Source organism: Catellatospora sp. NPDC049609, assembly GCF_040675365.1.
In the GTDB taxonomy this organism is placed as follows: Bacteria; Actinomycetota; Actinomycetes; order Mycobacteriales; family Micromonosporaceae; genus Catellatospora.
Window position 1 is genome coordinate 60,803 of sequence record NZ_JBFAOU010000020.1, and the last position, 13,131, is coordinate 73,933.

The following is a 13,131-nucleotide window of genomic DNA, read 5'->3' on the forward strand; positions in this document are numbered from 1 at the left end:
GGCATCATGCCGTACGGCACAGCACGGTAGACAGGCGTGAGCCGGCGCACTTGGTCTTTGTCACAGAACTGTCATGCATCCGCCGGACTTCCGCCACAACGCGCCGCGATCGTGGCCCGCGTGCCCGCACCCCGGGCAGCGCGCTTGTCACACAACTGTCACGGTTCCGCGAGGTTACCGCCGTACCGCCCGGCAAGGCTCGGGTCCGTCAGCGAAGGAGGTGCCGGGTGGACGAGGCAGGCCGGGCCGTGCCGGCGGTTCCGCTGGTGGAGGTGCAGGTGCAGGGCGACCTCAACGCGCAGTCCGCCCCGGGTGTCCACGACATGCTGGAGGAGGCGCTCGCGCTGCGTCCCCGGCGGCTGGTCATCGACCTGGCCGGCTGCGACATGATCGACGCCGCCGGGATCCTGCTGCTGCTGGACACGCACCGGCGCGCGATGCGCGACGGCGGCTCGGTGGCGCTGCGCTCGCCCTCGGCCCGCGCGCGGCGCAACCTGAGGCTCGCCAAGGTGGACCGGGTGCTGCAGGTGATCGGCGCGGACGGCACGCTGACCCTCGGCGACGCGACCCAGCAGGCCGTCCTGTGAGCGGCGGCCCGCGGCCGATCGGGAGCGGCGGCGTCCGGAGGGGAACGGACGGCGGCCGTGGCTGAGGATCTCGCGCTGCGCCAGGGCGGGCAGCCGCGCCTCGTGCACATCACCGCCGCCGGCGCGCTGCACGTCGACAACGCGCACCGGCTGCCGAAGTTCCTGGTGGCGCTGTTGCGTACGCGCCCGGTGGCGGCGGTGCGGCTCGACCTGCGCGGCGTCGGCCGGGTGGACGATGTGGGGGTGGCCGCGATCGTGCTGTGCGGGCGGGAGGCCGCCCGCCGCGGGATCGCGTTCGCCATCGACGGCTGCTCACGGGCCGTCGCGGCGGCGATCCGCGACTACGGCGCGGGGCACCTGCTGCCGGCGCGCCCCCGGCGCGGGATGGCGCTGCGCCGGCCCCACACCGGCATCGCCTGCCGCGCCGAGACCCGCCCACCGCGCGGCGGGCCGCGCCCGCGTGGTGACCGTCCGCCGTGGACGGACGCGGGTCAGTGGCCGTGCCGGTGGCGGTAACCGGTGCCGCGCGGCGGCCGGTACGGCGGTGACACCAGTGCCACCGCGCTGACGGCGACGCTGACCAGCAGCAGCACCGTGACGAGCACCTCGGTGAACATGTGGCCCTCCCCCGCGGCCGAGCATGGCTTCCCCGTCCACGGTCGCGCCGCGGCGGCGCCCCGGCAACCTCAGCCGCCACACGGGTCACACTCAGGAAGTTCACAGGGGTCGTGGCTACCATCAACACCCGAGGGGAGTACTTCCCAAGACCGCTCCGGACAGTACGGGCTGGTGAACCGGCCCCCGGAAGGTCACCCGCGGCGCGGGTGAAGGAGACCTCAGACCTACACGTCTGGGAGTCCGCATGTCCGCGACCGCCGTCGCCGCACCCCTGAACTCGATCGCCGGCCCGCAGCTGTGGGGCTGGACCATCGCCGTCCTGCTCGCGCTGCTGGCGCTCGACTTCGTCGTCACCCGCCGCCCGCACGAGGTCGGCATGCGCGAGGCCGTCGGGTGGAGCGTGTTCTACCTGGCCCTGCCCGCCGTGTTCGGCCTGTTCGTGTGGTGGAGCTACGGCTCCGCACCGGGCGTGGAGTTCTTCACCGGGTACGTCGTCGAGAAGTCCCTGTCCGTCGACAACCTGTTCGTATTCATGCTGCTGCTGTCGGCGTTCGCGGTGCCCGCCGCGCTGCGGCAGCGGGTGCTGCTCTACGGCATCGTGGGCGCGCTGGTGCTGCGGGCGGTCTTCATCGCCGCCGGGGCCGCCGTGCTGCAGACCGGCACCTGGGCGTTCCTGCTGTTCGGCGGCGTGCTGCTGGTGACGGCGGTGAAGGTGATGCGGGACGCGGCCCGTGACGAGCCGCACCAGCTCAACATCGGCGACCTGCGCAGCGTACGCGCGCTGCGCCGCCTCATGCCGGTCACCGAGGAGTACCACGGCTCGAAGCTGACCGTGCGCCAGGGCGGCGTCCGCGCGCTGACGCCGATGGCGCTGGTCGTCGCGGCCGTGTTCATGACCGACGTGGTGTTCGCCGTCGACTCCGTCCCCGCCGTGTACGGCGTGACGGAGGACCCCTACCTGGTCTTCGTGACGAACGCGTTCGCGCTGCTCGGCCTGCGCGCGCTGTACTTCGTGCTGCACAACGCCCTCGGCGCGCTGCGCTACCTCAACCACGGCCTCGCGCTGATCCTCGCGTTCATCGGCGTCAAGCTGGTGCTGCACTGGGCGCACACGGTGTGGACGGCCGTGCCCGACGTGCCGACCGTGCTGTCGCTCGCGGTGATCGTGGGCATCCTCGCCACGGTGATCGTGGCGAGCCTGGTCGCCAACCGCCGTGATCGCCGCCGGACCGGCGGTGCGGCCGTGGGAGCCGAGAACCCGGCCCGGGACGGCGCGAGCCCGGACACCCCGGCGCAGGCACCGGCCGACGCGGACGCCGCCACGCGGCCGAGCCCGGTCAGCAGTTCCGGGGCCTGACGGCCCGGCCGCCGGACCGCGCCGGGTCGAGCATCATCCGGGCCGTGCTGCCGGCCTTGGCGCACTCGGCGAACAGCTGCTCGGGCGGCACCGGGTGGGCCAGCGCGAAGCCCTGCGCCTGCTCGCAGCCGAGCGTGGTGAGGACCGCGAGCGAGGCGATGTCCTCGACGCCCTCGGCGGTGACGAACAGGCCGAGGTTGTGCGCCAGGTCGATGGCGCTGCGCACGAGGATGACGTCGTTGGGGTCGGTCGCCAGGTCCTGCACGAAGGAGCGGTCGATCTTCAACTCGTCCGCGGTCAGCATCTTGAGCTGGCTCATCGAGCTGAAGCCGGTGCCGAAGTCGTCGATCGAGACCTGGACGCCGTCGCCGCGCAGCCGGCACAGGGCCTCGCGGGCGCGGTCGGGGTCGGCCGCCATGCCGCTCTCGGTGATCTCCAGCCGGAGCAGCGCGGGCGGCAGGCCGGCGCGGGCCAGCGCGGTGCGGACCTGGTCGACGAACGCCTCGTCGAGCAGGCAGTTCGGGGGGACGTTGACGCTCACGGCCATCGGGCGCCCCAGCGCCGACCAGCGCGCGGCCTGCTCGACGGCCAGCCGCAGCAGGTGGTACGTGAACGGCAGCTCCAGGCCGCCGGCCTCCATGACACTGAGGAACGCGGCGGGCGGGAGCAGCCCGTGCTGCGGGTGCCGCCAGCGCACGAGGGCCTCCGCCGCGGTCACCGTCGCGTCGGCCAGGCGTACCTGCGGCTGGTAGAAGAGCACCAGCTGCTGCTGCGGGTCGCCGTCGGACAGCAGCGCCCGCAGGTCGCCGAACAGCTCCATCCGGCGCGGCTGGTCGGTGTCGACCGCCGGGTCGTACACCGCGACGCCCTTGCCGCTGGTCTTGGCGCGGTACATCGCGGCGTCGGCGTGGCGCAACGTGGTCTCGGCGCAGGCGCCGGCGGCGGCCAGCGCCAGGCCCACGCTGCCGCTGACCGCGGCCGAGCCGGACGGCACCAGGAAGTTGCGGCGCAGCGCGCCGACCGCGCGGTGCGCGCACTCCTCGGCGTCCTGCGGCGCGGCGTCGGGCAGCAGCACCGCGAACTCGTCACCGCCGAGCCGGGCGACGGTGTCCCCGTCGCGGCACACGCCGCGCAGGCGGCGCGCGGTCTCCATGAGCACCTCGTCGCCCGCGTGGTGGCCGAGCGTGTCGTTGACGGCCTTGAAGCCGTTCATGTCGATCAGCATGACCGCGAGGCGGCGGTGCGGGCTGTCCGCCCCGATCGCCCCCTCCAGCCGACGCTGGAACAGCAGCCGGTTGGGCAGTCCGGTGAGCGGGTCGTGGTACGCCTGGTGCTGGCTGGCCTCGGCGTGGTGCAGGATGCGGCGCTGGTAGGCGAGCACGACGCGCCAGATCGCGGCCACCAGGGCCAGGCCGACCGCGAAGCCGCCCGCGGTGGCGGCGAACATCCGGGTCTGCACCCGCCTCAGGTCGGCCACCAGCTGCTGGGCGAGCTCGTGGTGGCGGACGGAGACCTCGGTGGCGTCCTGCTGGAGGGTGTAGTACGCCGGGGTGACCTCCAGGCGGTCCTGCGCGATAGCGCTGGCGTCACGCTGCGTGACAAGATCGATCAGCTTGTCCGCGGCCTCGCGGTAGGCGCCCTGTTCGGCTCGCAGGCGCTGGGCGTCGGCCAGGGCGGGCCCGTAGCTCAGTGTGACCGCTCGCTCGACCGCGGCGTCCGCCTCGGCGACGGCGGCCGCGTACCGGTCGCGCCCGGCCGGGGAGGGTTCGAGCTGGTAGTGCCGGGCGAGCATCTCCTGCACGGAGACGGCCGTGCTGATGTCGCCGAAGACGGCGTCCAGGCGCAGCGCGCGGCTCTGCGCCTCGGCGGCGTCGACCGCCGTGACGGTGCCCCAGATCGTCAGCGCGGCCAGCCCGCACAGGACGGCGCCGAGCGCAGCGGTCATTCCCAGGCTGCGTCGCGGCCGCACGGGCGTGCCGCCCTCACCCGAGCGGGCACCGGGATGTCCGCGGGCCGACCCGCTCCCGGCTCGCCCCCACCATCGCCATCGCATGCCAGTGGTCCTTCCGTGGCGTGGCTGGCTGAGGCCGACACACCTGACGAAGAATTCGGGCCTATCCACATATAGTTGGACCCGATAGTAATTCACGTCACGCCGGCCGGCCACCACCCGGGCGGCAGCCCCCGCCCACCGGCCGCGAGTAGCGTTGCCCGTGCCATGAGCAGCACATCGACCCGGGAGACGCTGCGGCGTGCCCGCGCCGACACCGAACGGCAGATCGCCGCGCTGACCGGCGACCTCGCCGCCGTCATCGACGCGTCCCGGGCGTCGAACGCCGACGACGAGCACGATCCCGAGGGCGCGACGATCGGGTTCGAGCGGGCGCAGGTGTCCGCGCTGCTGGACAGCGCCCGCCGCCGGCTGGCCGACCTCGACGACGCGCTGCGGCGGTGCGAGGAAGGCACGTACGGCGCCTGCGAGCGGTGCGGCCGCCCGATCCCGGCCGAGCGGCTCGACCTGCTGCCGTCCACGCGCACCTGCGTGGCCTGTGCCGCACGCCGGCGGCCGCCCGCCTGACCCGAGTCGTCCATCGGACAGTGGCCGTTGTCGATACCGGCTACCGTGCGCGGCGTGACCGTCCTCATGATGTTCGCTGCCTGCTACGGCGTATGGCAGCTCACGATGCTCGCCTCGGCGACCCGCACCGTACGCATGCCGCTGCTGGTGCTCGGCGTCGTGGCCGGGCTGTACGGCGCCGGCATGCTCGCCCTGGGCCTGCAGCTGGTCTACACCCGGGGCGCGGCCGCGCTCACCGGCGAGCCCCTGGCCGAGATCGTCCGGACGGCCAGCTACACCACCGACCCGCTCATCGAGGAGCTGGCCAAGGTGGCGCCGTTCGGGCTGCTCGCGCTGCTGCACCGCAAGGTGCGCGCGCAGTGGGGGCTGACGGACTTCCTGCTGCTCGGCGCGGCCGGCGGAGCGGGCTTCGCGCTCGTCGAGCAGCTGATGCGCCACTCAGGCGAGGCGGCGAACGCGGCGGCCGGCGGGCCGATCGAGGGCTGGTCCATCATGCGCGGCTTCAGCTTCCTGCAGGTGTGGGGCCTGCCCGACCTGCTCACCTCGTGGCTGCCGACCCCGGTGTCCTACGTCGACGCCTTCAGCACCGACACGCCCAGCCCGGAGACCAACCTGCACCTGGTCTGGAGCGCCCTCGCCGGGCTCGGGCTCGGCCTGCTGATCCGCGGCAGCGCCCTGCAGCGCCTGGCCGGCGCCGCGCTGATCCTGTTCCCCTGGCTCGACCACGCCGCCTTCAACCACGACGTCGTCGACCCGGACGGCGCCGGGTTCATCGGCGCGCTGGCCGGCCCACTGGCCTTCCTGCGCCACGCGTTCTGGCTGTACCCGCTGCTCGCGCTCGCCGCCGCCACGTACCTGGACCGGCGCACCCTGCTGGCCGGCAAGCGCGCCTGGCCCGACACGCTCACCGCGATGACGGCGAGTTCGGGGTCGTAGGCGTCCTCGGCGGTGACGTCGGCGTTGATCTCGCGCAGGAACTCCAGGCGCGGGATGGCGCTCATCGTGTCGATGGTGCGTGGTCGGTGCGGGCTGTGCGCGTTGATCGCGGCGATCATGCGCGTGTGCAGCTCTTCGGCGGGTGTGTCGGTGGCGATGCTCATCGTGTCCTTCCGGGCAGTCGAGTGCTCTTCGGTTGTGTGGCGGGCTGGGTCAGCCGTCCAGTAGCAGGCATGCGTCCCAGCGAGACAGCGGCAGGTGGGTGCGGGTGATGCTGTGCTGGGCGAGGTTGATCCCCTCGGCGCCTTCGAGAAGGCCGTGCCCGCGGACGGGGTGGTCTCGCAGGTGGCGATCGAGGCGGCCGATCAGGTACGGCATCCGGTCGGTGAGCCGGTTCGGATCGTGTGAGTCCGCGGCGACGCGCCAGACGGTCAGCGCGAGCCCCGCCCAGCCGTGGCACAGGGACGCGTCGGTCACGCGGTTGAGTTGAAGTCCATCGCCGATGGCGGCGGCCAGGGCGTCCTCGGCGGCTCGCCGGCGGTGTTCGTCGGCCAGGGCGAGCCCGGCGAGTTGCATCGCTCGTGCGATGCCGGGCACGCCGTAGCACCACGACGGGCGGTGCGGGTGGCGGGCGTGTGATGTGCCGGATCGCAGTTCGCCGAGCGAGATCGTCTCCGGCCACCAGGGCTGCGCGGCGGTGCCGCGTCGCCAGGTATTCAGCCAGGAGCAGACGCGCTCGATGGCCTCCGGTTGTCCGGCCACCGTCGTCCCGCGTCTCATCGCGGATGACAGTAGTGCGAGCGGCCCGGCGATGCCGTGGGCCATGCCGAAGTTGCCGTGACCTCCCACCCAATCCGGTGACGGGATGTCCTGCGGGCCGTGGGCGGTCCACCAGCCAGGCACCAGACCATCGGGCGACAGCAGCGGGTCAGTGAGCCGGACCAGGTATTTGAGCACGCCGCGAAGGGTCGTGTGGTCTCGGTCGCGGCGCAGCAGGTATACGCCGAGCCCGGTCAGCCCTGAGATGAGATCGAACTCGGCGAGCGCGGGCGGCCGCTGCCCGTCTATGCGGTCGTGGGCGGTAGCCAACCGCTGCTGCACGATCTGACGTATCTGCCCGTCGAGGACGTCCAGCGCGGGCGCGTACGCCTTGCGTTCGGCGGCGTGGAGTGCGAAAGCCACGGCCGGTGCGCCCCGGAAGAGGCTCGCGCTGGGGTGGGTGCTCACCTCATGGCGCATCGTCGCGGCTGCCCAGTGCTGCACCGTCGACCACTCGCCCAGACCACAGCGGGCAAGCTCGACGTGCAGCAGTGCGATTCCGGGCGCCCCGGTCGCGAGCGACTGGCTCCAGCCCGGTTCGGGATCGTCGCTCGGTGGCAAGACGTCGCTCATAGTCGGGTACCAGCCCTCGTCGTCCAGGACACAGCCGCTTGCCGCGCCAGCCGTCGTGCGATGCGCTCGCCGGCCGGGTCGATGCCCACCGCGCGGTTGTGGTGCATGTGAAGCAGCGACTCGAGCACGTCGGCGCGCGCATCGTCGCCGATGTGCTCGGCGTAGTCGGCCAGAGCCAGGTTCCGAGCCCGCCAGGCAGCCGCGACTTCTTCCGTCGACGACGGCGGCGACCAGTCCGTCCCCGGACCGGTCAAGGCGAGCACGTGGCGGGCGATGTCACGATCGATCGCGGGGCCCGTGGCGGCCGCGCGCGAGGCGAGCCAGTTCATCGCCTCCTCGCCGCCGCCGAGGAACCCTGCTGCGATCGACACCATCGACACCGCTACCTGCGCCGTCGGTGGAAGTCCGAGCTCGGTCTGGCCGCGTAGTAGCGCGCCGACGACGGCGGAATCCGTGGCGAACACCCGCTCGGCGACGGCCATCGCCGGGCCGGTGCCGTAGCGGCCGACCTCGGGGTAGTACGTGTCGGCCACGACGTGCCCGAGGACACCGCGTTCTCGCAGCCGGTGTGCCCACTGCCCCGCCGCTGCCGTATACGAGGCGTGGTGATACAGGTCGGGGGTGTGCAGCCGCAGCCGCAGGTGCGGGGTCTCCAGCCGGCTGCGGTAGCGCACGAACCACATCTGCGGATCACCGTCGATCATGTGCATGAGCTTCGGCAGGTGAACGCGGATGATCTCGTCCATGCGTTCCGGGTGTGTGAACAACTTGAGCTGTATCCAGCGACTGTCCGGCGCACCAGGCGTATGCCCGTGACGGTTACCGATCGTCGGCCATGCCGGGCGTAACGGCGAGGGCGCCGGAGGCCGGCAGGTGACGAGCGGGATCGCGATCTCGTGTACGTGCCCGCCGGCCCAGCCGAAGTCGCCGGCCGCGCCTGGCGCCTCGGTGAAGGTCGCCGCGGGGTGACGGTCCAGATGCTGGCGCACCAGGACCCGGTGTGCGGGGACGGTGAGGTCAAGGCGCAACGTGCGGTCGTCGTCGCGCAGCTCCACGACGTCCGGGCAGCGCCACGTCACACGCCAGCGGGCCAGCGCCGAGTCCCAGGCGGCGGTCGTGGCCGGCGGCGCGGGCAAGGCACTGGCCGCGAGCTGCCAGCGGGCCGGGGCGATGACGCTGCGTTGGTACCGCAGGCGCGGCAGGAACGGCAGATCGTGGCAGTGCGGACCCCAGTCGACCTCGGTCCACAGCGCACCGAACCCGCGCGCCAGGTGCGCGAGGAACCGCACGAGCGGCGGGGGCTGCTTCTGCAACGCCAGGGCGTGCAGGACCTGCGGCTCGATGACCTGGTTCCGCGAAACGCTGACCAGGTAGAACCGCTCATGTGTCGCCAGGATCGCCAGGTCGTCCAACGTCACGTCCGCGGTCGGGTCTGCCCGGTGGTGCTCGCCGAAACGCATCACGTTCGGCAGGAACGCCGGGATGCGGCAGACGTTCTCCGCGTGCGGGTAGGCGGGCGGGAAGCTCATCTGCACCGGCACGGCACCGTCGACCGTGACCGGCAACGACCGGTAAACCTGGTCCAGTCCGCTGCCGGTGGACAGGACGCTGAAGCGGCATGTCAGCGTCCCGGCCGACCGGGCGGGGGTGACGATCAGCCCGTAATCCCCTGCGGTGAGCGCGTCCGTGTCGGTGGCCTGGATACGTGCGGCCAGCTCCACGTGAGCGGGAAAGTGCCGGCCGTCGAAGTCGTTGTCCTTGGTCAGCTCGGCGAGGACGTCATCGGTCAGCACCACCTCGCCGGTGTCGTCGGCGATCGCCTGCATCGCCAGGCCGAGCAGCAGTTGATCCCGGCGGGTCGGCGGCTCGACCGGCTCGGTGGCCACCGTTCCCAGGTACGACGCCGGGAACCCGAGCCCGGAGTCGAGGTCCGTCACGTCGGTGACGGGCACGAGCACCCCCGTGCCGTAGCGCTCGATGAACCTCGTGTGGAAGTCCTGCCACGCCGCGTCACCGGCAGGCCGCCGCGACAGGCGCAGCATCACGCTCGCGGCGTGCTCCATCTCTTCGGCCACCTGCGCCGGGATCTGCATGTCGCAGTCGAGTACGAGGTCCACCGCCAGCGGATGCCGACCATCCGTGGACAGCTCGGCCATCCAGGTCATGATCTCGTCGCGGCGCTCCCGGCGGCCTGCTCCTGGGCCCGCCCGGTTGTGCATCCGCAGCCCGGTCCCGATCATCGCCAGACGCCGCAGAATAGGCGAGGCGGCAGGAATCTGATCGGCGCCGACCGCATCGAGACGTTCGATGACATAGGACAACGGGTCCACCACCGTGAACGGCGCTCGCAGATCGGTGATGAGCAAGCCCTGCTTGATGAGACCCGCCAGCAGCGCGTGAAGACTATCCACCTTCCCGCCGGGGAACAGCGCGAGCAGGCGTTCGCTGAGCGCACCGACCTGGATGGGCGTCGCGGTGAGCTCGTGCACCGTCTGAACGGCCTTGGAGTAGGCGACGCTGGCACGCTCGGGACCGAACGGCGTCTCGATCCGGTCTCCGCGCCGCGCGGCGAGGTTCGTGAACTGCACGTCCAGCAGCGCCAGCAGATCCGGAATCGCCTCGAGTTTCGTGATGACATCGGCGAGCCACTGCGTATCGACTCGCGCCACGGCTTGGTGCTCCCGACCCCATCGAACCGCAGCGCTGCCTGCCAACATGACCGGCGCGGTTCCCGCGAACAAGCCGAAGGGAGTCGGACGACCGGTGGCCCGCAGCAGGTAGCGCATCGCGGACACGCATGCACGGCGGACCTCGCGGTCCCTGATCGATCGGCGGCCGTCCAGCATCGCCTCGATGCTCTGGGCCAGCGAGCGGCTGGACTGCCACACCTCATCGGCGAAGCCGGGACGGTCCCAGATCGCGCGGAGCCAGTCCCGGCACGACCCGGTGTCGTCGAGGTCGGGCCACCAATCCGGCCCGCCATCAAGCGGAGCTACGGCAGCACGCAGTAGCGCGGCTCCGCTGTGCCGATAGAACAGCGTGCGGTCAGGGTTCACGGCTTGCTCCTCCTCATCGGTGTGGAAGGGGTGCGGAGCCGGGCGGGCAAGCCCGGCCCCGCGTGGCCTTGGATCAGTTGGGGCTGTGCGTGACGCACGACGACGCGCACGTGCCCGCGCAGCCGTCGTTGGTCCCGCACCTCTTGTTGTCGAGTCCCGGAGGGACGTCGTCGGTGACGCGGAGGTCCAGGGCGAAGGCGTCCTGGACGTCGTCAACTGCCTGCATGGCGGTCTCCTTGAAGTCGGATCGGTGTACGGGCTGCCCAGAGGGGCGATCTTGACCTGAATCAGCGAGCGCCTTCCCTGCCGTCACGGGCCGGCGCGCGGAACCTGCGAGTGCCGGATGCGGTCTCGCATGTCTCACCTCCTCGATTCGCGTGGGAGAGAGAGCTCCCGGCCCGGGATGCCACACACCCTGTGTGGTCTCACGGGGGCGATGACCGTGCCAGGTCCAGGCCGGGAGCCAGATGCGGGTCACCCTGGCCGTGACCCGGCTGTGAGTGCCCTCGTTCCGAGCACATACGGCCTGCTGAGCGCCGTCGAGTCGAACACCGCGGTGAACCCGCACAGAGCGCATGGGCAGCGGCTACCGTGCATCGTCACTCGACCTCGCACGGTGCCGATCGGCTCGATACAGCTCCGCTTGCGCCACCGCTTGGGCAGCCACATGGCCTCTCCTCGTGGGTCGTGCTCGCCGCGGTAACGTCACGGCGCGCCTCCGTCAGCCGGGTCTCCTGCCGCCGCCGCTCTCGACAGCCACCGACGGCAGCGATTCCCGGCGTTGCATCCACCCGCAAGTCGCGGGCGGAGTCGGCGTCCGTCTGGGTTGGACTGTCGACTGATCTGACGTTAGAGCGACGTCGATTCGCGGAGTTGCACAGAGTTTTCACACCTGTCACAGCTCCAGCGCTGTCAGTGGCGGTCGGGGTCGCCGTAAGCTGGAATAGGTCGCGCCCATCGGGCGCCGAAGGAGCGGATCGTGGACAGGGACAGGGTTCTGACAGTCGGCGACAACATCGCAGTGCTGCGCAAAGCCGCCGGGATGACGCAACACAAGCTCGCCCGTGAGGCGAACGTCTCGCACAGCCTGTTGACCAAGGTCGAGACCGGCGACCGGCCCGCCAGCCACGCGTTCGTCGCCGCGGTTGCCCGTGCACTCCACGTTCCGATCGAGCGCGTCTACGGCCAGCCCTACGACGGCTCCGACGTCCCCACCGCCGTGGACGCACTGCGGGTCGTCCTGCGCGGCTATGACCTGCCACCGGCCGGAGACGTGCCCCCGCGCTCCTACGACGAGCTCCGCGCCTCGGTGAAGGCCATGTCCGACCTGCGCCGCGACGGCAAGTACGGCAAGCTCGCAGCCCAACTACCCGCAGTCATCGAGCAGCTCACCGAGGCTGTGCATGTCACGGTCGGCACAGAGAACGAGCGGACCTACGGCCTGCTGGTCAGCGCCTACTACGTGGCGCATGGACTCGCGTACCGCCTCGGGTACGCCGACCTGGCGGAAAGCATCGAGCACAAGCTGATCTGGGCCGCCGAACGAGCCGGAGATCCGCTCGCCGCCGGACTCGCCCAGTGGACGCGGGTCACCACGTTCCAATCGGCAGGCGACTACCAGCGTGGGCTGCGCATCCTGGACGCCGCCCGCTCCGCTCTGGCCGACCAGGTCGAACGCGACCACGAGGACGCGGCGGTCACCGTATACGGGAGCATGCACCTTCGAGCCGTCACCCTGGCCTCCCGCGCGGGCGACGCCACCACCACCACAGATCACCTCGCGGCAGCGGAGGAGCTGACGCGCTACGCGCCGGCCGACAAGGTCCGCTACCACGTCACCTTCGGCCCGGCGAACCTTCGTATCCACGAGGTGGCCGCCTGGGTCGAGCTGGGCGAGCCCGAACGCGCGATTCGCCGCGGCCTCGACTTCACGCCACCGGTCGGTATGCCCGCCACCAGAGCCGGCCACCACTACATCGATCTTGCGCGCGCGCATGTGCTCATCGGCAATCGGCCCGAGACGTTGTCAGCGCTGGAGTCCGCGAGGCGACTCGCGCCCGAGCAGACTCGGTATCACCCGATGGTCCGGGAGACGACCCGGGCACTCCTGACCTTGCACCGCCGGTCGAACTCAGAACTGACCGCCTTCACCACCTGGCTCGGGATCGAGAACTGACCACCCGGCCCGACAGCCAAGCGACCGTTGAGCCCGGACTACGCTGCCGCAGCCGGAGGCGTTCGCCTGCCCGAAGCTGGTCGCCGCCGTACGGGTACCTGCCGGCGCACGAGCGCCACCCCGCCCCGGCGCGGGCGGCGCAGGGCGCGACAAAGACCCGGCTGGTCGCCGATCCGCAACGCGGTGAGGTGATCACCGAGATGTTCATCCTGCGGGTGCACAACGGGATAACGTTCCGGCAGATCGCCGAGCGGTTCAACGCCGACCCCGACCGCTACCCGCCGCCGGTCCCCCACGAGGGAGGGAGGCGAGCGGCGGTGGCGGTGGCCGGTCGTGCGCGACATGCTCGGCACCCCGTCGTCGCGGCGTGCGGCGCGAGCACGCCGGCGCCGCTCGATCCGAGCGCGGCGGCCCGCCAGCGCGTGATCGAC

General features: G+C 71.8%; 12 protein-coding genes. 7 read left to right on the plus strand and 5 right to left on the minus strand.

Features of this window, described 5'->3' with window-relative positions; all coding sequences use genetic code 11:
- The first annotated feature begins 227 nt into the window (after positions 1 to 227).
- Positions 228 to 587: an STAS domain-containing protein gene (locus tag AB0J67_RS08860; RefSeq protein ID WP_363478300.1), complete on the plus strand. Its 360-nt coding sequence runs from the start codon at positions 228 to 230 to the stop codon at positions 585 to 587.
- A gap of 57 nt (positions 588 to 644) precedes the next feature.
- Complete coding sequence (locus AB0J67_RS08865) at positions 645 to 1,103, plus strand: STAS domain-containing protein (protein WP_363478303.1); 459 nt, start codon at positions 645 to 647, stop codon at positions 1,101 to 1,103.
- On the opposite strand, the gene AB0J67_RS08870 is transcribed toward AB0J67_RS08865, so the two are convergent.
- Positions 1,079 to 1,204, minus strand: coding sequence for a hypothetical protein (locus tag AB0J67_RS08870; protein WP_363478306.1), 126 nt, complete (start codon positions 1,202 to 1,204; stop codon positions 1,079 to 1,081). The two genes, AB0J67_RS08865 and AB0J67_RS08870, sit on opposite strands and share 25 nt — an antisense overlap.
- A 245-nt stretch (positions 1,205 to 1,449) precedes the next feature.
- Between AB0J67_RS08870 and AB0J67_RS08875 the strand changes: the two genes are divergently transcribed.
- Complete coding sequence (locus tag AB0J67_RS08875; RefSeq protein WP_363478309.1) at positions 1,450 to 2,562, plus strand: TerC/Alx family metal homeostasis membrane protein; 1,113 nt, start codon at positions 1,450 to 1,452, stop codon at positions 2,560 to 2,562.
- Here AB0J67_RS08875 and AB0J67_RS08880 read toward each other — a convergent pair.
- On the minus strand, positions 2,543 to 4,507 hold the full coding sequence (locus tag AB0J67_RS08880; RefSeq protein WP_363478312.1) for a bifunctional diguanylate cyclase/phosphodiesterase: 1,965 nt from the start codon (positions 4,505 to 4,507) through the stop codon (positions 2,543 to 2,545). The genes AB0J67_RS08875 and AB0J67_RS08880 overlap by 20 nt on opposite strands.
- Before the next feature lie 273 nt (positions 4,508 to 4,780).
- Here AB0J67_RS08880 and AB0J67_RS08885 point away from each other — a divergent pair, with 273 nt between their 5' ends.
- Together AB0J67_RS08885 and AB0J67_RS08890 are read left to right on the plus strand one after the other, a co-directional pair.
- A complete protein-coding gene (locus AB0J67_RS08885) occupies positions 4,781 to 5,140 on the plus strand; it encodes a TraR/DksA C4-type zinc finger protein (RefSeq protein WP_363478315.1) in 360 nt (119 codons plus the stop codon).
- Positions 5,141 to 5,194: 54 nt separating this feature from the next.
- A complete protein-coding gene (locus tag AB0J67_RS08890; protein WP_363478318.1) occupies positions 5,195 to 6,076 on the plus strand; it encodes a PrsW family glutamic-type intramembrane protease in 882 nt (293 codons plus the stop codon).
- Positions 6,077 to 6,289: 213 nt separating this feature from the next.
- On the opposite strand, the gene AB0J67_RS08895 is transcribed toward AB0J67_RS08890, so the two are convergent.
- From AB0J67_RS08895 to fxlA, 3 genes are all read right to left on the minus strand, one after another.
- A complete protein-coding gene (locus tag AB0J67_RS08895; protein ID WP_363478321.1) occupies positions 6,290 to 7,468 on the minus strand; it encodes a lanthionine synthetase C family protein in 1,179 nt (392 codons plus the stop codon).
- Positions 7,465 to 10,524: a lantibiotic dehydratase gene (locus AB0J67_RS08900; protein WP_363478324.1), complete on the minus strand. Its 3,060-nt coding sequence runs from the start codon at positions 10,522 to 10,524 to the stop codon at positions 7,465 to 7,467. The genes AB0J67_RS08895 and AB0J67_RS08900 overlap by 4 nt, the downstream gene beginning before the upstream one ends.
- A 73-nt stretch (positions 10,525 to 10,597) precedes the next feature.
- The gene (fxlA, locus tag AB0J67_RS08905) at positions 10,598 to 10,750 is read right to left on the minus strand and encodes an FxLD family lanthipeptide (protein ID WP_363478327.1); all 153 of its coding nucleotides are present in this window, start codon (positions 10,748 to 10,750) and stop codon (positions 10,598 to 10,600) included.
- A gap of 753 nt (positions 10,751 to 11,503) precedes the next feature.
- On the opposite strand from fxlA, the gene AB0J67_RS08910 reads away from it, so the two are divergent.
- Positions 11,504 to 12,700 carry a helix-turn-helix transcriptional regulator gene (locus tag AB0J67_RS08910; protein WP_363478330.1) on the plus strand — a complete coding sequence of 399 codons (1,197 nt, stop codon included), beginning with the start codon at positions 11,504 to 11,506 and terminating at the stop codon, positions 12,698 to 12,700.
- Positions 12,701 to 12,888: 188 nt separating this feature from the next.
- Positions 12,889 to 13,131, plus strand: a 243-nt coding sequence (locus tag AB0J67_RS08915) for a hypothetical protein (protein ID WP_363478333.1), incomplete at its 3' end; no start/stop codon positions are given.